Below are 24,272 nucleotides of genomic sequence, written 5' to 3'. Positions count from 1 at the left end.
AATATTCCCGGCTTTTATTTATAATTTTTATACTGTTAAAACTTCTTCTACTCTTTTACAATACAGTATCTTACCAGATCAAAATATTCTCCATCCTTTTTCACCTCCTGTATGAGAACAGCCTCCTGCTTCATTCCTATTTTCTCCATAATTCTTCCGGAAGCGGGGTTATGAGGGAAATGAGTAGCAAAGATCTTATGAAACTCCAATTCATTAAAACCAAAATCTATCAGGGCTTTTGCAGCCTCGGTTACATACCCTTTATTCCAGTAAGGAATTCCTATCCAGTAGCCTAATTCCGCTTTATCATCATCCTGATCGTGAAGCCCAATCGCTCCAATGATCTGCCCCTCTTTATTCCTGATTCCAAAAATATATCCGGTATGATTATCAAAGGCTTCCTTAGACATTTTCAGCCACATCCGGGCATCATTTTCTACATAAGGATAAGGAATATTAGAGGTAAGATCAGAAAAAATTCTATGCTGGAGGTATTCAACGATAAAGGGAATATCCTTCTCCTCCAGTTCTGATAGAATAAGCCTTTCTGTCTGTATAATCGGAAATTTTTTCATTATTTTAAAATTAAGGTTGAGGTGAAGATTAAGGTATTACCCGGATTCAACCTGAACCTTACTCTTTTATTTATAAATCTTTCCCAAGGAAATAAAGTCCTTTCAGGGTGTGAAGCCTGTCCATCACATGAATTTTATCTGTCAAAGGTTTATAGATATGAGAAACTCCTCCTGTTGCAACGACAAAGCAATCATCATTTACTTCTTCATTGATACGGCTGACAAAGCCTTCTACCATTCCCAGGAAGCCATATACCATTCCGCTTTGCATACAGGTTACGGTGTCCAGGCCCAGGACAGATTTCGGCTTCTTCAGTTCGATATCCGGGAGCTGAGCGGTTTGGTTGATCAGAGAATTCAGAGAAGTAACAATTCCGGGAGCAATAATTACGCCCAGGGTCTCTCCATTTTCCGCTACACAACTTGCCGTAAGAGCAGTTCCGAAATCGATAATAATCTTTTTCTTACCAGGATATAAATTATGTGCAGCTACAAGGTTCGCATAGATATCGGTTCCCATCTGCTTGGATTTAGCCTGTACTGCTGAAGGAGTATTGCGGTCGACAACTACAGGAGTGGTTCCGTGAATTTTTTTGATTCCTGAGCTCATTACTTTGGTAAGCTGAGGAACTACTGATCCGATGATAACCTTATCGATTTCTTTGGGTTCAATTTTATAAGTCTGATAAAGCATCAGCATCTGCACATAAAGTTCGTCTGCTGTTCTGTATGGTTTTGTATTGATTACCCACGAAATATCACAATTATCACCATTGAAAAGACCAAATCTGATATTGCTGTTCCCTACGTTGATTACGATTGAATTCATTGACATATTTTTCAGAAGAAATTCATGATATATAATTGAAATTCCTGCTTGATTTTGAGGGATTAAATTTAATCATTTTAAAAAAAAGAACCTGTCATTATCAAAACTAAATTACAATAACACCCTTATTTTTTCTTTCTCCGGAACAAATCAGTATATTTAAAACACAATATTATTATTCTGGCTATCTCATGAAAAAACTGATCCTTTGTACTTTACTATGCTTCAGCACCTGTATTTTTGCGCAATCCGGCAACTCAATGGCAAGCGTTTTACAAAACATAAAGAGTCATTCAAAAATTGATTCCCAGGATAAGGCAGTGTATAACCTGATGGACGAATTTTATCAAAAAAATCTTCAGGCTGACAATGATGAAGTAACTCCCGAACTGGCACACAGAATTCAAAAAGCAGTTTCTGATCCTAATACCAAAAATATACACCTGCTTTACCTTCTTCTGATGTATCAGCAGCATATCAGCCAGACTGTAGCGGAAGGAAAAAATTCAAATCCTGTATTTCAGATTGAAACCATGAATCTCCTGGAAAGTGAAACAAAAGAAGTATATGGAAAGGTCCCGGCAATCATTTACATTTTTAAAGCAGAGGCCTTGGATAGCGGCTCCAAAAAAGAAGAAGCAAAAATTACGGTCGCAAACGGTTTGAAAGAATATCCGGATTCTATTCCTTTAAAGGTTTACAGTTATTTAAATACCCAAGATGAAGCTTTGAAACAGGATCTCATCCAAAATCATCCCAATCACTGGATGGTACAGCAATTTGGAATAAAATAAAAAAATCCACAGATGAGTCTGTGGATTTTTCTTTGTATCTGTTTATCGTTATTTCACCTCTACAAAATTATTTTCCATATTCACATCTGCAATTCTCTGGCTGAAATCAATTCCCAGAACAGATAACTGAGATTTTGTATAAGGAATAGTAAGGGTATATTCTTTCTGAGTCCATGGCCAGTAAGGCATTGTTTTAAACTCACCATACACATCTTTTTCTTTCCATGTATGAGTCATATTCATTGGGATCTGATAGGTAACAATTTTCTTATCCGTTGTCATCACTCCGAAATCAATCGGCATTGGTACCTGACCATTATTAACAAGGGTAATCGTAGTTGATTTTGCGTCGTACTTTACATCCTTAATTCCGTAATCAATGGTTTTTGTCGTATTGATCCAGTAATTGTGGAACCATTTCAGATCCATCCCGGAAACTTTCTGCGCAATATGAAGAAAGTCCCTGTCTGAAGGATGCTTCATGCTCCACTGGTCATAATATTGCTTCAGGGTTTCGGCAAGATTCTGCTCTCCCATAATGTATCCAAGCTGCACCAGATACAATTCACCTTTTACATAAGAAGCAAAGGTATAAGATGTACCGTTATCGTGATGATCCCCTAACCAAACTGCAGGTTCTTCAATTCCTTTTTTAACGAACTTTCTGTAAGCATCTAATCTTTCAACAAAAGGATTCGGCAGATCTTCAGGGAATAGCTGATACATCGTATAACCTTCCGCATAGCTTGTGAACCCCTCATCCATCCATGGGCGTACCGACTCATTGGTGGCAAGCATCTGCTGATACCAGGAGTGGGATCCTTCGTGAGCCATTAAGCCCATTAAATCTTTAATGCTTTTGGCTTCCCCTAAAATCATGGTACACATCCCATACTCCATTCCGCCATCTCCTCCCTGGATAAATGCATAGGTAGGATATACATATTTTCCGAAATGGGAATTCATGATCTGAAAATACTTGGTGATATAAGGCTGTGCTTCACCCCATGCTTTTGTTTTATCATTTTTCTGATATACCAGATATACTTTCGGGCCTTCCGGAACATTGAAGCTTTCTACAGCATAATCTCTGTCTGCACTCCATGCAAAATCAAGGATGTTTTTTGCGGTCCATTTCCAGGTTGCTTTTTTATCTTTTTCAGTTTTTACTTTAGCATTGGAATCATATCCTTTTACTTCCGCCGGATTTTCAAGAATGCCTCCCGCTCCCACTACATAATCTTTATTGATTTTAATGGTAACATCAAAATCGGAGAACGGCGCATGAAATTCTCTTCCCAGATAATCAAAAGTTGCCCAGCCGTCATAATCGTATTCTGCAATTTTCGGATACCATTGCGTCATTGTCATGTCAACTCCTTCTTTGTTATTTCTTCCGCTTCTTCTGATCTGCTGAGGAATCACGGAATCCCAATCCATTGTAAAGGTAGTGGTAGAATTCGGTTTGATAGGTTCAGCCAGATACACTTTCATAATGGTTTCCTGAACTTCAAATTTCAGATCTTTCCAATTCTGCTTAATCCAGTGAATATTCTGAGCACCTTCCTGATCTTTCGGAATGGAAGCAAGTCTTGAAATGCCATCTTTCTGCAGTCTTGAGTCTCCGTTTTTCCCCTGGGAAGCCACTCTCTGATCCATCATGGAATTAGGTTTGAAAGCATTCCAGTATAAATGAAAATAAACCACATTCAGCTCATCCGGTGAATTGTTGGTGTATTCTATCGTTTGTTTTCCCTGGTAGGTAAATTTTTCAGCATTGACATCTATATCCATCTTGTACTTCGCAGCCTGCTGATAGTAAGCTCCTTGCTGAGCCTGAAATTGTGAAATGATAAACGCAAAAATGATTGCAGCCGATTTTCTCATTTAAAATTTTATTTTTTCTAAAGGTAGGTAATTTAAATAAGAACCTCAAATAGGAGTTATTTTGAGATTTTATTCTGTTTAATATGGTTTTAGATGAATTTTAATTCGGGTTGTTAAATTCTTTTTAAGCCTTATTTGTGATCCTTGACAAGGGTTAAAACCTTGACAAGGATATTTTATCGGCTTTTCAAGAGTTTTTTGATTAAAGTAATCTGTCCCAGGTGATAATAGCTGTGCTCTATCATTCCGTCGATATTTCTCCGGTAGGTTCCGTATTTTTCATCCACAAAAACCTCATCAAGCTTAGAATCGGGCATCTGTTCCAGCAATGCTGCAAACTTTTCAGAATCTTCCCAAAGCTTACCCAGCAAGTCTTCCCATTGCTTCTGTGATTCTATGGGTGGAAGATTAAAACTGAATTTATCCTTTATCTCCAGATCTCCGCCCTCAAAGACATGCACAATCCCTGCAATATAATAATCGATGTGAAAAGTGAGCATTGCAATCGTGTTTAAAGAATCAATCTTTGTCACAGCCTGTTCCCAGGTCACATCCGAAAGCTGATCTTTAAAATTGGTATTGGCGATCCAGAGACCATCCAGCAAAACTTCTCGGAATCTTTTTGATAATTGTAAGATTGGGCTCATAATTTTATTTATTAATTTCTAAAATATAACCATTTTTTTCACCAATATATTGGGGATCCTCCCACAAATTACAAAACTCATCCTTATCATAAACCTTTAAGGTGTCTCCCGGATCTGCTACATAAACTTTTGAATTTTCTATCCTATAAACGACTACGAAGTGCTTAGATTTCCAATAAGCAATACATGGTAAATTTACATTTTTACTCAGATTCAGAAAATCAACCTTTAGTCCTACAGGTTTAAATCCCAGCGTTTCTGAGGCATCAGATAATTCAAGCATAGTTGTTCCATTACTATTGACATGAGTCATTTCACCTAAGTACTTTTCTGAATAGATTTTTCCATAATACTCAAAAATCATTTTTAAGCAAGCCGGGCCGCAATTATTTTCATCCGTTTGCTGGTAAAAAGGAAAATTTTGTTCTTCTTTTACATTACAACTTGATACAAAAAAAATCATGAGCATAAAAGATACGCTCATGAAATTATTTCTTAATTTATAAAGAAAAGTCATCTTAAAAATGTAATTATTTTTTAGCTGAAACTTCTTTTTTTCCGCTTCTTAAGATCTTTTCAAGGATTCTTAAAGTAATCAGGTATGTTGGCTTCACTCCTGTAAGTCCAAGACCGCCTGAAGAAAGTGTACTTCCTGTCTCCAGCGGATTATCCGATGCATAATAAGCATAGCATACGAACAGATCCGGTGAAATATGATGTCTGATCTTGGAAGCTACCTGAATGGCTTTCTGATAATGTGCCCCTTCCATTTCAAGCCCAATAGCTTTCCATGAAGTATTCATAAAGTAAGAAAGAATGTCCTTGTTCTGAAGAGAGGTTCCCAGAACGGTAATCATTGGACCTTCGAAAGCTCTCAGCTCATCATCGATGAAATCTTCCAGTTTTAAAGCATTTTCAAAAGGATAGTTATCTGCAGTTCCTTCAAAAATATGAGAAGTAGGAATCATGATATCTCCTTTCGCTCCGGTAAGAATACCTGCTTTCCCCATGATGGAAACGGATTTTACATGCATCATGTACACTTCTCCTTTATGTTCAAAAGGTCTCAGCAATTCATCCATCACCTCGAAAGCCTGTTCCCCGAAAGCATAATCAAAAACCATTACAACATCATCTCCTGAGAACTTGATGTCTGCAAACGGAGTATTCTTCAGATCTGTTTTGCTGAGGTCTATGATCTGGACATCAATATTACTTCCACTCTTGTCCGCAATATGAATCATCCCTTCCTCCAAAGCATATTTTAAAACTTTATCACGAAGTTCTTTCTTGTTTGAAATCTCTTCATACAGTTTATAATCAACTTCATGATGCTGTTTCTTCTTAAGTGCATGATTGGCATACAGCATATTTTTCACCGAATGCATATTGGCAGAAATAATATGCAGGGGACGCATGTGAAGGTTATTTTCAAATAAAACCTCTTTCACCTTGTTAGCCCATTTTTCACCAAAATAATGGTGTCCCACTCTCTCTTTTAAAATAGAGCTGAAATAAATTTCTCTTTCTCTGCTTCCTTTTGCATCCTCAAGACTTACCTTTCCTAAGTTGTAAATAATTTTGAAAAGACGGTCAGGATTATGATCATCACCAAAAGTATTGTAAGCTCTTAAAGTTTCATCAAAAGATCTTCCTATTAAAGAAGAAAGATGAATAAGCGCCACTTCTTTTTCTTTTCTGCTGAATTTCTTTTCCCCCTTCACCACTTCTTCAATAATCTTGAAAGCACGTGTCGGTTTCCAGTTTTCATCCTGGATGAATGCCAGGTTACGGATTTTATCAGCTTCTATAAACAGGAATGTCAGGTGGGTAAGAATGTCATAAATTTCGGAACGGCCCAAAAGAACCTCAATATTCATCTGGTGTTCGTCTATTCTATAACAGTTTCTTCTTCTTTTCTTTGGAACAATAGGCTCGAAACTTCCTTTATCAAACCCTTCATCAGATGTAAGATGAATAAAAGCACATTCTTCAATTCCTTCCGGAAGCCTGTCTAAAACATACATCAAACCATCCAATTCCAATTTGCTAGGAATATTCATGGTTCCGTAAATTTCCGGATTGATGGTTTTCAACAAACTTCTGATACTCTCTCCTGAAACTCCTCCCGGCTTGAAAAATCCTCTATAAAACAGGTGTCTCATAGAGATGTATAATCTTTCAATAGCCTCCGTTGTTTCTCTTGCTCTAGAATTTGTCATAAAATAAATTTCACACAAATATACGAAATCTTTACCCACTTTATTTTAACTGTCTTTTAATAAGTATTTTAATCCTTCAGTATTATTGTTAATTGTACAATATGTAGTATATTTACTCTATATTCTATAAACAGGCTGAAAATCTCACATTTTAAACATTAAATCACCAAACACCCCTGTTAAAAAACACCAAACATTTGTTTAAATTATATAAATTTTCAAAATACCCCTTAAATTTTTAGGGTGGAAATATTTTCAATTCATTTTTTTTGTAAATTTGCCCTGTAAAAAATCAACCCATTTATGTCAACCTTAAGATTCAAAGCGTTAGAAACCCTACCATTTAAGGATTTCAGAAGAGATAACTCTATTGAAGTGCCTGTAAAATTATCAGAATTATTCTGCCAGAATGTTTTCTCAGAGGAAACAATGAGAGAATATTTAACGAAAGAAGCATTCCAGTCTATTATGGATGCAGTAAAAAAAGGGACTAAAATCCAGAGACACATTGCAGACCAGGTAGCTGTAGCAATGAAAGACTGGGCAATGAGCAAAGGAGTAACTCACTATACTCACTGGTTTCAGCCTTTGACAGGGACAACCGCAGAAAAACACGATTCTTTCTTCACCCCTATCGAAGGAGGAAGAGCTATTGAAAGATTCAGCGGAAATTTATTGATTCAGCAGGAACCGGATGCGTCTTCTTTCCCGAACGGAGGAATCAGAAACACATTCGAGGCCAGAGGTTATACCGCATGGGACCCTACTTCTCCGGCTTTCATCATGGGAACCACATTGTGTATCCCATCCATCTTCATCTCTTATACGGGAGAAACTTTAGATTATAAAGCACCTCTTTTAAGAGCTTTGAATGCTGTAGACGAAGCTGCAACCAGCGTAATGCAGTATTTCGATAAAAATGTAACAAAAGTAACTCCTACTTTAGGTTGGGAGCAGGAATACTTCCTGGTAGATTCAGCATTATACCAATCCCGTCCGGACCTTGTATTAACAGGTAAAACTTTGCTAGGACACTCTCCTGCCAAAGGACAGCAGCTTGATGACCATTATTTCGGTTCAATTCCTACAAGAGTAATGAACTTCATGAAGGAGCTGGAGATCGAATGTATGAAATTGGGTATTCCTGTAACCACAAGACATAATGAGGTAGCTCCAAACCAATTTGAGCTGGCTCCAATGTTTGAGGAAGTAAACGTTGCTGTAGACCACAACTCTTTGTTGATGGATATCATGGCAAGAATTGCTCACAGACACCACTTCCATATTTTATTCCACGAAAAACCATTTGCAGGAGTAAACGGAAGCGGAAAGCACAATAACTGGTCTTTAGCTACAGATACAGGCGAAAACTTATTAAGCCCGGGAAAAAACCCTAAGAAAAACTTACAGTTCCTAACTTTCTTTGTTAACACGATCAAAGCAGTTCATGAGTATGCTGATCTTTTAAGAGCAAGTATCGCATCTGCAAGCAACGACCACAGATTAGGTGCTAACGAAGCTCCACCGGCAATTATCTCCGTATTCATCGGAAGCCAGCTGTTCAGCGTTTTGGAAGAACTTGAAAAAGTAACCAACGGAAAATTATCTCCGGAAGAAAAAACAGAATTAAAATTAAATGTAGTAGGAAAGATTCCTGAAATTTTATTAGACAATACTGATAGAAACAGAACGTCTCCATTTGCATTTACAGGAAATAAATTTGAGATCAGAGCGGTAGGTTCTTCTGCAAACTGCGCAGAGTCTATGACCGTAATGAATACCATTGCAGCAAAGCAATTGAACGATTTCAAGAAAGAAGTTGATGCTTTAATTGAAACCGGGCTTAAGAAAGACGAAGCCATCTTTAATGTATTGAGAGAATACATCAAGCAGTGTAAAAACATCATGTTTGAGGGTGACGGATATTCTGACGACTGGGCAAAAGAAGCCAAGAAAAGAGGATTGAACAACCTTAAGACAACTCCTGAAGCTTTAAAACAGGAAATGGATAAGAAATTCCTTGACCTTTATGAAGAGATGGGTATTTTCACCCACAGAGAAGTTGAGGCAAGAAACGAAATCAAATTAGAAAAATATTCTACAGTTATTGATATCGAAGCAAGAGTATTAAGTGATATTGCAAGAAATCACATCATTCCTTCTGCATTAAATTATCAGAACAGATTAATTGAAAACGTAAAAGGTCTTAAAGAAATCTTTGGAGATAAAGAATTCAAGTCGCTGGCAAAAGAACAGATGAGTTTAATTACAAGCATTTCTGAAAATGTTTCTAAAATTAAGCTTGGTGTTGAAGATCTTATCAAAGCCAGAGAAGCAGCAAAAAGCATATCAGACAGCCAAAAACAGGCAGAAAGCTATTGTAATAAAGTAAAACCGTTATTTGATACTATCAGAGAAGCTTCTGATGCATTGGAAATGATGGTTGACGATGAGCTTTGGCCGATGACAAAATACAGAGAAATGTTGTTTACAAAATAACACCTGTAAAGTTCCATATTAGTTTAAATTCCCCGTTTTCCGGGGAATTTTTTATTTAACCTAAAACACTCATAGACAAAGACTTCTATAACTTCAAATTTGATACAGAATTTAACTTTACCTTTGTTTTCGTTATGAAAATCCTGATCATAGAAGACAACCACGAACTTGCCCAAAGTATGAAATATTATCTTGAAGGCGAGAACTATATCTGTGAGTGCTCCCATCACTACAATGAAGCCCTGGAAAAACTCAGCTTCAATTCGTACGATTGCATTTTGCTGGATATAATGCTGCCTGACGGAAACGGATTAAACATTTTGAATTACATTAAAACCGAAAAAATCAGCAGCGGAATTCTCATTATTTCTGCAAAAAATGCATTAGATGATAAGATCAACGGACTGGAACGGGGTGCTGATGATTATATCACAAAACCTTTCCATTTACCGGAATTGCACGCCAGATTAAGAGCCGTTTACCGGAGAAAAAAAATGGATGGCTACAGTGAAGTCAAATTCAATGAGATCATTTTAAATACTGACACTTACGAAGTTATTATTAACGGGACAAGATTGGAAGTTACCCAGAAAGAATTTGAACTCTTGCTGTATTTTCTTGTCAACAAAAACCGTGTATTATCAAAACAGTCTATTGCCAATCATCTTTGGGGTGATTATACAGATAATTTAGCCAATTTTGATTTTGTTTATCAGCACGTTAAAAATCTCAGAAAAAAGATTGGTGCTGCAGAGGGAAAAGATTACATTGAAACGATCTACGGATTAGGCTACAAGTTTAATGCTTTAAAATATAGCGGTTCATGAGTTTATTGAATAAGATATCAGTCTGGTTTATCGCCATTGTATTGCTGGTTACCCCCGTAAGCATGTATATATCCTATACCGGTATCAAAAAAAGACTGGATAACGTTGAGATAGAAAGGTTGAAAACCGTCAACAATTACGTTATCAATCAGCTCCGGAAAGGAGAAGCCCCGGCAAAAACCTCACAGGGGCTGCCTATTACCGTAAGTTTATTCCAGGGTAAAAATATTCCTTTAGAACCACAAGTCATACACACCTGTCTTGAAGATCAGGGCGTTTCCAGAAATGAATGTAAAATCCAGATCAATTCTTTTGCAGACATCAACAGCAGGATTTATAAAATTTCTTCATACGCTTACATCACAGCTACAAAGGAAATAATGGGCGGAATGCTGATTGCCCTTTTCTGGAAACTTTTATTAATCACAGCCGTTGTTTTTATTACAGCACGGGTTCTGTCTAAATTTATATTAAAGCCCTTTCACCATGCAATTGACAGACTTCAGAAATTCAGCATTCAGAAAAAAGAAAGGCTTGACCTTTTACCCACAAGCACCAAAGAGTTTAAAAAATTAAATGAATTTCTGAAAACAATGACAGACAAAGCCCTGGAGGATTATGCTTCTGTCAAAGAATTTTCAGAAAATGCCTCACATGAAGTTCAGACTCCTTTAGCCATCATTCAAAGTAAAATTGAGCTGCTGGCAGAAACAGAGATCAATGAAGATCAAGCGGTTTTATTAACGGACATTCAAAACTCCATCGATAAATTAAGCAGAATAAACCGCTCATTAATTCTTCTTACCAAACTGAATAACAATGAATTTCTCACCAACGAGGAATTGAAGTTCTGTCGTGTGGAAAGAGAAGCACTATGCATGTATTCCGATCATTTAGCCTTAAAAAATATTACCTTACACAGAAATTGCGAAAAGAATGTTTTTATTAAGATCCATCCTACTTTAGCAGAAATTCTATTAAGCAATCTTCTTTCAAATGCCATTCGCCATAATCTTGAAGGGGGAAAAATTGAAATAAATTTGACCCAAAATTACTTTCAGATCAATAATACCGGTCTCCCTCCTCATGTTCCCACACAGGAACTGTTTAAAAGGTTCAAGAAAAGTAATCAGTCACAGGAAAGCATTGGTCTGGGACTTTCTATTGTCAAGCAGATCTGTGAGGTAAATGATTTTGCTGTTCATTATGATTTTGCAGACGGATGGCACAGCATAACGGTATATTTTGACGGTAACAAACTGCACGGAACTTCAATTTCTGAAAAAATACCGGCTGAAAATCCCATCGCATTTGAACCCGTAGAACAGATGGTAAATTTTGCTAAATAATTACCATCAACATTAATTTTTCAACTTCAAATTTGCTTCAAAATGTATTTTTTACTTTGAAAAAAGAAAATACGTTAGATGCTTTCAAGAATTTTTATTCTCGCCTTATCATCCGTTTTTTTGTTCAACACAGCAAAAGCACAGAAGGTCCTCACGCTGCAATCTGCACTGGAAACTGCTGTTCATAATTACGGAACCATTAAAGCCAAAGAATCTTACCGGCTATCATCGCAGGAATCGATAGAACTGGCAAAACGGCAATACCTGCCTAACCTGAATATCAGCCTACAGCAGGACTATGGAACCGTCAACGGACAAAACGGTCCGCTGTACGGATTTGGAGGCTACGGAGTAGCTTCATCCGGACTTCCCCTCCCTGATCAAAACTGGAATGCTTCTTTCGGAGCCTTGTACCTGGCTAATGTCAACTGGGAATTTTTCGCTTTTGGAAAAGCCAGACAAAGAGTGAAAGTTGCCGAAACTAAAAACCAGAGGGATGCCAAAGATTTATCTGATGAAATCTTTCAGCACAAAATAAAAGTAACCGCCGCTTACCTGAATGTTTTAGCTGCAAAAAAATTAAAAATTTCATACGCCCGGAATCTGGGAAGGACTGATACCATCAGAAAAATTGTTGAAGTTAAAGAAAAAAACGGCCTCGTTCCCGGCGTAGATTTATCACTTGCAAAAGCAGATTACGCCAATGCAATGATCACTTACACCAAAGCAAAAGACAACGAACAGGAGCAGGAAAATAAACTTGCCCAGCTATTGGGAATTCCGGCTCAGGAATTTGTACTGGACAGTACTTTACTGAAAAGAATTCCGGCGGATTTCCCTACAGAAAAGAGTTCTTCTTTAGACAGCCATCCTTTATTGGCTTTATACAAAAGCAGAATTGATGTAAGCGAGCAGGAAAAACAGCTCCTCAGGACACAGTATTATCCATCATTCTCTATGGTAGGTATCTTTCAGACAAGAGGTTCAGGATTCGGAAGCAACTATGCACAAAATCAGAATGACTATTCCTCCTCCTACTGGGACGGGGTTCATCCTACAAGAAGCAACTACCTCTTTGGGATTGGCGTTTCCTGGAATTTCACACAAACCTACAGGCTCTCAAAGGAAATAAGCGCTCAGGATTATGTAAGCCAGGGATTAAAACATGAGTACGACCTCGCAGAGCAACAGTTAAAAGCCCAGCTGGATTTATCTGATAACAAGTGGAAAAACGCCATCCGGATTTATGATCAGGTTCCGGTTCAGCTCAAGTCAGCCAATGATGCCTATATCCAAAGGTCCGTTTTATATAAAAACGGACTGACAGATCTTGTGGATTTGTCCCAGGCTATTTACGCTCTGGTAAGAGCAGAAACCGACAGGGATATCGCCATCAGCAATGTATGGAATGCCTTACTGCTAAAAGCAGCGGCTATGGGAGATTTCGCTGTGTTTGAAAATGAACTGTAAGATTTAATATCAATTATAATCAATAGTATCTCAATGAACTTAATAAGATTTGCATTAAGAAAACCCATTACGATTTTAGTGATTGTTGCCGGTCTGTTTTTCTTTGGAATCCGGTCCGTGAACTCTATTAAAGTCGATATCTTTCCAAAACTGGATTTACCGGTAATCTATGTTTCCCACCCTTTCAGCGGATATACTCCTCAGCAGATGGAAGCATTTTTCGCCAAACAATATATTAACATTTTCCTATTTGTCAACGGAATCAAAAGTATTGAAACCAAAAATATTCAGGGACTGACGTTAATGAAAATTAACTTCTATCCCGGAACCGATATGGCTCAGGCGGCGGCAGAATTGAATTCATTTTCCACCAGAATTCAGGCCGCTTTTCCTCCGGGATCAAATCCTCCTTTTATCATTCGCTTTGATGCATCCACACTTCCGGTCGGACAGCTTGTTCTAAGCAGCGATAAAAGATCAAACAATGAACTGCTTGATCTCGCCAACGTTTATGTTCGTTCCACATTTACTTCAATTCCGGGAATTGTTTCATCACCTCCTTTCGGGGGAAATATCCGGACAGTGGTGATTAATGCCAATCCGGACTTGCTTCGTCAACATAATATGACGCCAGATCAGCTCGTAGAAGCACTGAGGCTGAACAATCAGACCGCGCCGTCAGGAAACGTAAGAATAGGTGATAAATACTATATCACCCCTACCAATACGATGATTAAAAATGTAAAAGATTTTGAAAATATCCCTCTCTATAAAGGCAGTGTTCAGAATCTATACTTAAGAGATGTTGCCACAGTAACCGACGGGGCAGATATGACTTCTGGTTATGCTCTGGTAAACGGACGCCGCTCGGTGTATCTGAGCATTGCTAAAAGTGCCGATGCCTCTACCTGGGATGTGGTTCAGAATCTGAAAAAACAGTTGCCACAAATTCAGTCTAACCTTCCGGATGATGTAAAGGTCAGCTTTGAATTTGACCAGTCTACCTATGTCATCAATTCTGTTAAGAGTTTATTGAGTGAAGGAACCATCGGAGCCATTCTCACCGGATTGATGGTTATATTATTCCTTGGAGATATCAGAGGTGCACTGATTGTAATTCTTACGATTCCGACCTCTATTATTTCAGCCGTTTTATTTTTAAACCTTTTCGGCCAGACTATTAATATCATGACTCTAAGCGGGCTTGCCCTTGCCATTGGAATTCTTGTTGATGAAAGTACCGTTACCATAGAAAATATTCACCAGCATCTGGATATGGGGAAACCTAAATCTCTTGCCGTCTGGGATGCCTGTAAAGAAATTGCTTTTCCTAAACTGTTGATTCTATTCTGTATTCTGGCTGTTTTTGCTCCTGCATTTACAATGGGTGGAATTCCGGGATCATTATTCCTGCCTCTTGCATTGGCCATCGGTTTCAGCATGATTGTTTCTTACTTCCTTGCACAGACCTTTGTTCCTGTAATGGCTAACTGGATCATGAAAGTGAAACACCACAAAGCAAAAGACGGCCATGTTCTGACAGACTCTGAAGAACTGCAGCAAGCAGGATTAAGCAATGAGAATGATACATGGAGCCAGAAAGAAATCTTATTGCAAAACGAAGACAGCAACCGTGACGGGAAAGTAAGTATGTTTGAAAAAATCCGGTTCCGTTACCTGAAGTTTTTAGATAGAATCATGCCTTACAGAAAAATATTGGTTTCTGCCTATATTATCCTGATGATGATAATGGTAGCCTTATTCTTAAACAGTATCGGACGGGATGTTTTACCTCAGGTAAACGGAAGTCAGTTTCAGGTAAGAATGCGTATTCCGGACGGAACGAGAATTGAAAAAACCGAGCTGCAGACATTAAAATTATTAGATGCCATTAAAGAAATTGTCGGAAAAGACAATGTTTCAATTACATCTGCATATGTAGGTACCCATCCTACTCTTTTTTCCGTAAGCCCTATTTATCTTTGGATGGCAGGCTCACATGAAACCGTTTTACAGGTGGGACTAAATGAAGATTACCCTACCAATATGGATGATTTAAAAGATAAAATCAGAGAAAAAGCCAAAAGCATTAATCCTGACATGAAATTATCTTTTGAACCCATTGAACTGACAGAAAAAATTCTTAGCCAGGGATCTCCTACTCCTATTGAAGTGAGGTTATCAGGAAGGGATAAAAGTGTGAATGAAGCGTATGCCAAAAAAATAGAAAGTGAACTTAAAAAAATTCCATATTTAAGAGATGTTCAGATAGGCCAGTCCATAAAATATCCAGCTCTTGACATTCATGTCGATCGTATTCGTGCGGCCCAGCTTGGTATAGATATGTCAGACGTTTCCCGTTCATTGGTAGCATCCACCTCATCATCAAGATTTACCGAAAAAAATATCTGGACGGATGAAAAAGCAGGCTACAGTTATAATGTACAGGTTCAGATTCCTGAAAATAAAATGAACAGCAAAGAAGAAATTGCAGGAATTCCATTGCAGAAAAATTCAAACAGACCGAATCTGGGTGATGTAGCAACGATTAAAAATAGTTTCACATATGGGGAAACCGACAACCTGGGGGCAATGCCAACACTTACTGTTACGGCCAACCTTAATCATACCGATTTAGGAACTGCTTCAAAAGATGTTCAAAAAGTGATTGATACCGTGGGAGAGCTTCCAAGAGGACTCAATGTACAGCTGATTGGTTTAAGCCAGACTTTAAATGAGACCCTGAGCAGCTTACAAAGCAGCCTGATCATTGCTATTGTTGTGATATTTCTAATGCTTGCGGCCAACTTTCAGTCTTTCAAAGTTTCAGGGGTAGTATTGGTAACTGCACCGGCGGTTCTGGTTGGATCTTTAGCATTATTAATCATCAGCGGATCTACATTAAACCTTCAATCCTATATGGGAATCATTATGTCTGTAGGAGTTTCAATTTCAAATGCCGTACTGTTAATCACCAACGCAGAACAATTAAGAAAACATAATGGAAATGCTTTACTTTCCGCAAGAGAAGCCGCAGCCCTGAGACTTAGACCTATCGTGATGACTGCTTTGGCAATGGTTGTAGGGATGGTTCCTATGGCATTAGGACTGGGAGAGGCAGGAGATCAGGTTTCACCATTGGGCAGAGCTGTTATCGGTGGTTTGATTGCCTCTACATTTGCCGCCCTTTTTATCCTTCCGCTGGCATTTGCATGGGGACAGGGAAAAGCTGCTACCCAAAGTGTTTCCCTTGATCCTGAAGATGAGGAAAGCATTCACTTTATGCCTGAAATTGTTAAATAAATAACCTTAAGCTACTAAAAATAAAATATGAACCGATTATATAAATATTTAATTCCGGCAATACTTATTTTCAGCCTTCAAAGCTGTGGTCATGCAGAAAAGAAAGAAACTAAAAAGCCTGCAGACCCCGCTTCTCCGGAAATCGAAACGGTTAATCCCAGACAGGATGATTTTTCTTCATCCACCACAATTCCCGGAGAATTGCAGCCTTATCAGAAAGTGGATGTTTATGCCAAAGTCAGCAGTTTTGTTAAAAAGTTATATGTAGATGTTGGAAACGAAGTAAAAGCAGGTCAGTTACTGGCGACTTTAGAAGCTCCTGAGATCAGCTCCCAGCAGAGTGCAGCCTCATCAGCTCTAAAATCAAAAGAAGCTCTGTATATTGCCAGCAAAGCAAAATATGACCGTTTAAAAGAAACGAGCAAAACTCCCGGAACCATTTCAGCTCTTGATCTGGAGCAGGCTTTAGCAGCACAAAAATCTGACCTGGCTCAACTGGAGGCTGCAAAAGCATCCTACCGGGAAGTTGCAGATGTTAAAAACTACCTGCAGATCAGGGCTCCTTTCAGTGGAAATATTGCAACAAGAAATGTAAGTGCCGGAGCGTATGTAGGACCATCAGGGAAAGGCTCTGACCTTCCTATGTTCAGCCTTGTACAGCAGGACAGATTACGTCTGGTGGTTAATGTTCCTGAATCTTATACCGGACTGCTGAATAAAAATGGAGATATTAAGTTCTCCATCCTATCTATTCCCGGAGAAACTTTCACCGCAAAAGTATCAAGATTTGCAGGAGCGCTGGACAGTAAATTACGTTCTCAGTGGGTAGAAATGGATGTTTATAACAAAGACAAAAGGCTTTTACCGGGCATGGTAGCCAATGTTATTCTTCCTTTAAGCGAAAACAGCAAATCCTTGTCAGTTCCTTCTTCTGCTGTACTTAATTCCACCCTTGGAGTATTTGTAATTAAAGTAGAAAAAAATACTGCCCATTGGATCCCTGTAACATCAGGAATTGCCAATGGTGAGACCACAACAATTATAGGCCCCGTATCCCCGGGTGATGTAATTGTCAAGACTGCAACAGAAGAAATCCGTGATGGGCAGAATATTAGAATTAAAGCCCCTAAATAGGCTTATAGCCAAATATTTATTAACAAAATTTATACTTGCTTTTTTAGACTTAAAAATGTAGAAATAGGCTGATTCAGGATAAACTGAAATAAGTTTGTTAAAGAATCTTAATAAAAAAAACCGCACACTGACCAAAAATAGGCTGTTGCGGTTTATTTTTCTTTAACATATGTAAATAATATGTTAAATAGTGTTAAAATAAGATCCTGATAATTATCATAACAGGGGTCTTTTGCTCGGAATCTCTACTTTTGTAATGCTTTTGAAAATAAATATTCCTTTTTAACACGGATAATCAAATATATATGAAGAAAAGAGTTTTGTTTTATTTAGTTGCTTTAGTTACTACAGTTTCATTGCAATCGTGTGCTACAAATTATGTGGTTTCAAAACCAGCAACTTACACAAAAGAATACAAAACAGATGCCAAACTAGCTTCTATAGATAACAAAAAAATGGAGCAGGATAAGCAAAAACTTATCGACTCTTTCCTTGCTGAAAAGGCGGCATCTATCGCCAACGCGAAAAAAGCAATTAAGAATTCTGAGATTGCAAAAGCAGTCAAACATAATAAAACCATTGATGGTATCCTTGAAGAAGCTGAAACATACCTTGGGACTCCTTACAGATACGGAGGAACTACAAGAAACGGTATAGATTGTTCAGCTTTTGTTCTTTCCGTATTCGGGGCAGCAGCAGGTCTTAGCTTACCAAGAGTAGCAGCCTCTCAGGCTCAGGAAGGAGAAAGAGTAGAAAGAGGAGAGCTACAGAAGGGAGATCTTATTTTCTTTTCTCATGGAAGAAGAATTTCTCATGTAGGTATTGTAGAAAGTGTTTCTGAAGATGGGGAGATCAAATTTATCCACGCAGCAACATCAAAAGGAGTAATGATTTCTTCACTGAATGATTCTTATTGGGGACCTAAATTCAGATTTGCCAAGAGAGTAATCAACGAAGAAGGAGAAGCTTATAACAATCTTGCCGCTGTTACTCCAGCTACACCAGCAAATTTTTAATTTTATAAATAATTGATTTAAATAATGAAGCCATCAGAATCCTGATGGCTTTTTTATATGTGATATTTTACGATAATTTAGGCTAAGCCTTGAAATATATATTTAAAAGAAAAGCGGGTTAAAACCTGCTCTATTGATCACATTGTATTTTAGGCGAATAACAATTTTACACCAGTGTCATTCGGCTACTTCGAATCATCGATTTCTGACGAAGGAAGAATCTCATCTGAAGCCCGGATTCTTCATTTCACTCCTGAACCATGTTCGCAGACTTTTAGTCTGTATTCAGAATGACAAAGTCATAATCATAAGATAGCAGGATTAATATAAATTGTATAGAATGGCCATATTTATATCAGCTATTGCCCATCAGTGGCCGCCTGTTTTCAGAAATCAGCTATTCTTATCAATTTCGATATCCAGCTTATATAACAGTCCATGTACTTCAGAAAGCGAAAATTTAGCCTTTTTAAGCCTGTTTAAAGCCGGATCTATGGAATAATTGACCGAAGTCCTGAAATCTGCTTTTTCGAGGTTTGTGCCATCAAAAACAGCGCCCGAAAAATCGCAGTTACTGAAGGCGGCATTGGATAAATCAGATTCAGTGAAATCTGCTTCAATTAATTTGGAATTCTTGAAAACTGTTTTCTTGACAGATGTCTGATAAAAAACTGAATTATTTAAAGCGCAGCCGTCAAATCTGAAAGATAATCCGAACGGATTGCAATCATTAAACTGAATCCCAAACATTTTACATTCTTTGAAAAGCACTTCATGGAAAGATGTCTTAACAAGTTTTGCCATGCTGAGGTTACATTCAATAAATTCACAATCAGTAAAACTGAACCCAGACAGATCCAGATATTCAAAGCTGCAGTTGCTGAAAGTACAGTTTTCGTATTCCCCTTTTTCTAACTGGGAGCCGTCTGTATTTACGAAATCCTGATCGAGGATGTAAGCTTCTTTCATCAATTTAAATGATTATAAAATGACAATATACTCCGCAATCTGCAGATTTACAAAACAGATAATTACCATACTTTTTTGCGGTTTTACATCACCGCCTGAAAGCAGTTACACCAGACTGTTTTTATCGGAATAATTAAGTTTGAAGAAAATAAAAGTCATCATTGAGAAAGCCAGTAGAGAACTTCCTCCATAACTGAAATACGGAAGAGGAATCCCAACCGTAGGGAAAAGGCCCATAACCATCCCTAAATTAATCGAAAAGTGCATCAGCAGGATCGAGGCAAAGCAATACCCAAAAACACGGTTAAATGTAGATTTCTGCTTCTCTGCAAGGTAATATATCCTGCCGATATAAACCATGTAGCATAAAATAAGAATTGCACTTCCCAAAAAGCCCCATTCTTCTCCTACTGTACAAAAGATATAATCGGTTTCCTGCTCCGGCACGAATTTACCCTGGGTAACGGAACCTTCACGGTAACCTTTTCCCCAAAGTCCTCCTGACCCAATAGCCGTCTTGGAATATAATAAGTTGTATCCTGAAGTATCCCTGAACGCCTTTTCTCCTTTGTAAAGAACCTCAATTCTTTCTCTCTGGTGTTTAGGAAGCTTTTCTAAAATATAAGGAGACCCGAAAGCCAGACCGCACAGCAAAAGGACAGACCCTGCAATTCCGGAGATAGAAATCACATCCCATGACATTCTGTGGTAATTCATGGCAATCAGAACACCGGCAATGACTAAAACTGCCACCGCAACATAAACCGGAGGAACAGCCAGTGAAATCAGAAAAACTCCGGCAAAAATAAATCCTACCCCGAACAAAAGGCCGCTCAGCCCTTCTCTGTATAAAGCAATAAAGAATGCAATAAACACAAGCATGGAACCAACATCCGGAATGGCAAGAACAACCGCAGCCGGAATTCCTATAATCGCAAGGGCCATCCAGAGAGATTTTTTATTTTTAAGATTAAAATCCGGGCTTGAAACATAATTGGCCAGCATCAATGCCGTTCCGATTTTTGCAAACTCCACAGGCTGCATGGTAAAACTGCCGAACTTATACCAGTTCTTCTGCCCGAGGATCTCTTTACCAAACGGAAAAAGCCCTATCAAAAGCAGGACACCACCAATATAAATGATACCAGCCATATTCTCAAAGAATTTGCTTCTTCCCACGAATATGACAAGACCCACAAACAGGGAGATACAAAAGAAAACCAATTGCTTTTCTCCCAGTTTCTGATCAACACTGTAGATATTTGCAATCGCAAAAATGCAAAGCAGGAAATACAGCCCAAGGCCCAGTTTATCTATTCCTTCCGTCCATTTCATTGCTTCACAGTTTTTTTAGCAGTGTTATTTTTTTTAGCTTCTTCTATTTTCTTTTGCAGCTTTGCTTTTTGTTGTTTTACCAACTCCAGGCTATCCTTAATTCTTTTTTGCTTAATAGAATCAGGTTTAGGGTCAACATATAATCCTTTACGCTTCAGGTCTGCAATCCATTGCCTTTTATATTCAGGCATGAAACTCGAGGTGATCATTTTCTTGTAAAGATTTTCTCTTTTTAAATCACCGGTAATATATTTTTCAGCAATCACTGTACAAGCCGGACCTGCCCATGTAGCACCGAATCCTGCGTGCTCCATTACTGCCACTACAACAATTTTAGGTTTTTCTGCAGGAGCAATCAATACAAAAATTGAGTTATCTTTCCCCTGCGGTACCTGTGCAGTACCTGTTTTGGCTAATTGCGTAAAATCATTGGATTTCAAACCACGGGCTGTTCCTCTTAAAACCACAGCCTCCATTCCTTTCAGAACCGGTTCGAAATGTTTTGGATCTACGAGTGTTTTATGTTTTACTTTGAACCTTGGATCAGGATTTGGCTTCCCGTCAATTGCTTTTACGATATGAGGAGTGTAATACCATCCTCTGTTAGCAATTGCCGCCACATAATTGGCCAGCTGAATAGGAGTTACCAATACGTCTCCCTGCCCCATCCCGTTATAAATAGCACCGGTTGACATTTCATCCCAGTTTTTGAAATCAGTTCTCTGGGAACCACTGGCTTTCATGATGGCTTTAAATCTTTTTTCGTAAAAATCTCCTGAAGGGATTCTGCCTCTTGCCCCAACAGCAAAATCATTATTTAAAAATTCTCCAACTCCGAAACTGCTCATGATTTTTTTCCATTCATCAACACCTTTTGATGGATTTCCCGGGTATTTTTTAATAATCGCAATAAATGCATAAGTAAAGAAACAGTTACTGGAAACTTGAATAGAAGGAATAAGCGGATCTGCTCCACCATGACCTTTGATTCTTTTCCCTTTATAGAAGAATCCGCCGCCACAAGGGAAAATGGTTTTTTCATCCATTACTCCCATCTGCATTGCCGCTAAAGCAGTCAACAGTTTAAAAGTGGATCCTGGAGGATATCCTGCCTGTAATGCACGGTCAAAAGTGGGTTTGTTTTCGTAAAGTGTATCTTTGGACAGAGCATATAAATTTTTGGATTTGTTGGGTCCGGTAAAAAGATTCGGATCAATATCCGGTCCGGTTGCAGAAACCAGTACTTCCCCGTTATTAGGATCCAGGGCTACAATTGCACCATGCTTATTGACCAGCATTTCTTCAGCGGTTCTCTGAAGGTCGTAATCAATGGTTAATGTAATATCTTTACCCGTAATAACATCTTTATCCAGGGCACCGTTTTTATAGGATCCAATATTCCGGAGCCTGATATCTTTCTGGATATATTTTACTCCTTTTACTCCACGAAGTTCTTTTTCGTAGGATTTTTCAACACCGGTTTTCCCGATGAAGTCTCCCGGTAAATAATAGGTAGAATCTTTTTTAATATCTCTTTCATTTACCTCACTCGTATACCCAAGAAGGTTCCCGGATGTGGATACTTCATATTGACGCTGGGGTCTTGATACAATATTAAATGCGGGATACTTAAAAATAATTTCCTGAACTCTTGCAATATCTTCTCTGCTGAGGTCTTTAATAAAAGTCATCGGCGTCAGCTTAGAATAATATTTCTCCTTTTTGATAGCATTGATTTTATTGATAAAATCCTGTTTTGTAATTTTCATTAAACTACAAAATGCCAGAGTATCAAAATCAGGTTTCATCAAAGCCTGCGTAAACGAAATTTCATAAGCAGGCTGGTTACCTACCATGATTTTACCATTTCTGTCAAAAATAACGCCACGCTGTGGAATAACATATTCTGTTTTAATGGATGTATTCGCAGCATTCAGTGCATAACGGTCTGTAAACAGTTGCAAATACGCAAGCCTCGCCACAAAAATAAGGGCGATGACAACAAGAATGGAAAAAATTTTTAAATAACGTGTGTTCAAACTTTTTGTTTGATTTTAAATATTAATGCGTAGATGACTATAAAGATAAATGAAATTACACTTGTTACCAACACATTAAATAATATTTCAAAAAACCTGCTAAACTTAAAGAATTCAATGTACTGTACTAAAAGCTGATGCAGGAAAATACTTGAAAATAAAAACAGCAAAAACTGCGCCCACTGAAGGGACTGAAATGAGAAAAAGTCTGTAGACGTATCTGTGGAAGTCCTGAAGATCAACGTTCTGAAATAAGCAATCAACGTTGTTGCAAATGCATTGATTCCCCATGAATAAAGAAAACCGTCGATAGACAGCCCTATTAAAAAGCTCAATGCCAGGAACTGAAATTTATTTCTGAAAAACGGATAGAACATAACGAACACGGGATATAACACCGGCGTATATTTCCCGAAAAGTGTAATCCTGTTGAGTACAAAAATCTGTAATGCAACAAGAAAGATCATGATCAATATATCTGTAAATAAAGTTCTGCTAATCATTTTCTTTTTTTATTACAGCCTGCATAGTGTCCTGAATCTTCTGCACTTCTGCTTTCTTAAGATTCTTCACTACATACACTTTATTCAACGCTCCCATTTTTTCACTCAGCTCCACGGAAATGTCCCAGAAGCCGGTTTTGTTGTCCACAGAGTATCCTGCAATGGTACCAATGGTTACTCCCTTAGGGAAAATAGCAGACTTACCGTCTGTAACAACAGTATCTCCTATCTTTAATGCAACATATTTCGGAATATCTGCCAGGTGCATTACCCTTGAGTTATCCCCGTTCCATGTTAAAGTACCAAAATACCCTGAGTTTTTAAGCGCGGCATTAATTCTGATCTTGTTTACACTTAACACGGATTGAACCAATGCATAGCTATCTGTAGAATTGATTACAATTCCCGCGATTCCTCTCGGCGCCATTACCCCCATTTGAGGAAAGACTCCGTCTCTGCGGCCACGGTTGATTGTAAAATAGTTGTTCCTTCTGTTGATACTGTTGAAAACAATTTCTCCATCAACAAAAGTATAAATCTGCCCACCGCCAATGGTATCATGAACTCTTTTAAAAACAGGATTCTTTGATCCGTCTTTTCCGTAGAGTTCAGTCATAAGGGCTTTATTCTGGGCCACAAGATCTTCATTGATCTGTTTTAGCTTCAGATAAGAAACTCCTTCATCAATATATCCGGAAACCCATGAATTGAACGCTGCCGTTTGGCCCGCAATCCAGGATCTCTGCATGGCATTTCTTGAGAATATCAAAACCAGAGCAATAATTTGCAGGAATATAAAGAAGACGAAAAGAGTATTCTTCGAAAATAATCTCAGCAAAAATCCCATTCAGATATAAAGTCGTAAAAAGTTAAA

Annotated in this window: 19 protein-coding genes; 8 read left to right on the top strand and 11 right to left on the bottom strand. The window is 38.1% G+C overall.

Annotated elements, in window-relative coordinates; translation table 11 throughout:
- Positions 1 to 47: 47 nt before the first annotated feature.
- Complete coding sequence (locus ACR1PO_RS10285) at positions 48 to 575, bottom strand: GNAT family N-acetyltransferase (RefSeq protein WP_433986701.1); 528 nt, start codon at positions 573 to 575, stop codon at positions 48 to 50.
- Positions 576 to 645: 70 nt separating this feature from the next.
- The gene (locus ACR1PO_RS10280) at positions 646 to 1,404 is read right to left on the bottom strand and encodes a type III pantothenate kinase (RefSeq protein ID WP_332388616.1); all 759 of its coding nucleotides are present in this window, start codon (positions 1,402 to 1,404) and stop codon (positions 646 to 648) included.
- A gap of 191 nt (positions 1,405 to 1,595) precedes the next feature.
- On the opposite strand from ACR1PO_RS10280, the gene ACR1PO_RS10275 reads away from it, so the two are divergent.
- Positions 1,596 to 2,198: a hypothetical protein gene (locus ACR1PO_RS10275; protein WP_433986700.1), complete on the top strand. Its 603-nt coding sequence runs from the start codon at positions 1,596 to 1,598 to the stop codon at positions 2,196 to 2,198.
- 48 nt (positions 2,199 to 2,246) lie between these two features.
- Here ACR1PO_RS10275 and ACR1PO_RS10270 read toward each other — a convergent pair whose 3' ends face one another.
- The 4 genes from ACR1PO_RS10270 to ACR1PO_RS10255 all read right to left on the bottom strand — a co-directional run bounded on the left by ACR1PO_RS10270 (position 2,247) and on the right by ACR1PO_RS10255 (position 6,954).
- Complete coding sequence (locus tag ACR1PO_RS10270; protein WP_433986699.1) at positions 2,247 to 4,085, bottom strand: M1 family metallopeptidase; 1,839 nt, start codon at positions 4,083 to 4,085, stop codon at positions 2,247 to 2,249.
- A gap of 176 nt (positions 4,086 to 4,261) precedes the next feature.
- Positions 4,262 to 4,732 (bottom strand): DUF1572 domain-containing protein, encoded by a 471-nt coding sequence (locus ACR1PO_RS10265; RefSeq protein ID WP_433986698.1) that lies wholly within the window; start codon positions 4,730 to 4,732, stop codon positions 4,262 to 4,264.
- 4 nt (positions 4,733 to 4,736) lie between these two features.
- Entirely contained in the window at positions 4,737 to 5,216 is a 480-nt protein-coding gene (locus tag ACR1PO_RS10260) for a cysteine peptidase family C39 domain-containing protein (protein WP_433986697.1), read from the bottom strand.
- Positions 5,217 to 5,262: 46 nt separating this feature from the next.
- Positions 5,263 to 6,954, bottom strand: a complete 1,692-nt coding sequence (locus tag ACR1PO_RS10255; RefSeq protein WP_433986696.1) for a DUF6909 family protein — start codon at positions 6,952 to 6,954, stop codon at positions 5,263 to 5,265.
- A 303-nt stretch (positions 6,955 to 7,257) separates the two neighbouring features.
- On the opposite strand from ACR1PO_RS10255, the gene ACR1PO_RS10250 reads away from it, so the two are divergent.
- From ACR1PO_RS10250 to ACR1PO_RS10220, 7 genes are all read left to right on the top strand, one after another.
- Complete coding sequence (locus tag ACR1PO_RS10250) at positions 7,258 to 9,453, top strand: glutamine synthetase III family protein (protein WP_433986695.1); 2,196 nt, start codon at positions 7,258 to 7,260, stop codon at positions 9,451 to 9,453.
- A 134-nt stretch (positions 9,454 to 9,587) separates the two neighbouring features.
- The gene (locus ACR1PO_RS10245; protein WP_433986694.1) at positions 9,588 to 10,280 is read left to right on the top strand and encodes a response regulator transcription factor; all 693 of its coding nucleotides are present in this window, start codon (positions 9,588 to 9,590) and stop codon (positions 10,278 to 10,280) included.
- Positions 10,277 to 11,629, top strand: coding sequence for a sensor histidine kinase (locus ACR1PO_RS10240; RefSeq protein ID WP_433986693.1), 1,353 nt, complete (start codon positions 10,277 to 10,279; stop codon positions 11,627 to 11,629). Before ACR1PO_RS10245 ends, ACR1PO_RS10240 begins: the two co-directional genes overlap by 4 nt.
- 78 nt (positions 11,630 to 11,707) lie before the next feature.
- A complete protein-coding gene (locus ACR1PO_RS10235) occupies positions 11,708 to 13,099 on the top strand; it encodes a TolC family protein (protein WP_433986692.1) in 1,392 nt (463 codons plus the stop codon).
- 33 nt (positions 13,100 to 13,132) lie between these two features.
- Positions 13,133 to 16,402: an efflux RND transporter permease subunit gene (locus tag ACR1PO_RS10230; RefSeq protein ID WP_433986691.1), complete on the top strand. Its 3,270-nt coding sequence runs from the start codon at positions 13,133 to 13,135 to the stop codon at positions 16,400 to 16,402.
- Between the two features lie 27 nt (positions 16,403 to 16,429).
- Entirely contained in the window at positions 16,430 to 17,536 is a 1,107-nt protein-coding gene (locus tag ACR1PO_RS10225; RefSeq protein WP_332388625.1) for an efflux RND transporter periplasmic adaptor subunit, read from the top strand.
- A gap of 305 nt (positions 17,537 to 17,841) precedes the next feature.
- The gene (locus ACR1PO_RS10220) at positions 17,842 to 18,552 is read left to right on the top strand and encodes a C40 family peptidase (RefSeq protein WP_433986690.1); all 711 of its coding nucleotides are present in this window, start codon (positions 17,842 to 17,844) and stop codon (positions 18,550 to 18,552) included.
- 393 nt (positions 18,553 to 18,945) lie between these two features.
- Here ACR1PO_RS10220 and ACR1PO_RS10215 read toward each other — a convergent pair whose 3' ends face one another.
- The 5 genes from ACR1PO_RS10215 to mreC all read right to left on the bottom strand — a co-directional run bounded on the left by ACR1PO_RS10215 (position 18,946) and on the right by mreC (position 24,245).
- Positions 18,946 to 19,521 carry a pentapeptide repeat-containing protein gene (locus ACR1PO_RS10215; RefSeq protein WP_433986689.1) on the bottom strand — a complete coding sequence of 192 codons (576 nt, stop codon included), beginning with the start codon at positions 19,519 to 19,521 and terminating at the stop codon, positions 18,946 to 18,948.
- A gap of 105 nt (positions 19,522 to 19,626) precedes the next feature.
- The gene (gene rodA / locus ACR1PO_RS10210; protein ID WP_433986688.1) at positions 19,627 to 20,856 is read right to left on the bottom strand and encodes a rod shape-determining protein RodA; all 1,230 of its coding nucleotides are present in this window, start codon (positions 20,854 to 20,856) and stop codon (positions 19,627 to 19,629) included.
- Positions 20,853 to 22,895: a peptidoglycan D,D-transpeptidase FtsI family protein gene (locus ACR1PO_RS10205; protein ID WP_433986687.1), complete on the bottom strand. Its 2,043-nt coding sequence runs from the start codon at positions 22,893 to 22,895 to the stop codon at positions 20,853 to 20,855. Before ACR1PO_RS10205 ends, rodA begins: the two co-directional genes overlap by 4 nt.
- Positions 22,892 to 23,398, bottom strand: a complete 507-nt coding sequence (locus ACR1PO_RS10200; protein WP_002982456.1) for a hypothetical protein — start codon at positions 23,396 to 23,398, stop codon at positions 22,892 to 22,894. Before ACR1PO_RS10200 ends, ACR1PO_RS10205 begins: the two co-directional genes overlap by 4 nt.
- Positions 23,391 to 24,245 (bottom strand): rod shape-determining protein MreC, encoded by an 855-nt coding sequence (gene mreC, locus ACR1PO_RS10195; protein WP_041461965.1) that lies wholly within the window; start codon positions 24,243 to 24,245, stop codon positions 23,391 to 23,393. Before mreC ends, ACR1PO_RS10200 begins: the two co-directional genes overlap by 8 nt.
- Positions 24,246 to 24,272: the final 27 nt, after the last annotated feature.

The organism is Chryseobacterium amylolyticum, from assembly GCF_051011775.1.
Classification (GTDB): Bacteria; Bacteroidota; Bacteroidia; order Flavobacteriales; family Weeksellaceae; genus Chryseobacterium.
The sequence above is the reverse complement of the archived record's forward strand: the minus strand, read 5'-3'. Positions and strand labels throughout refer to the sequence as shown.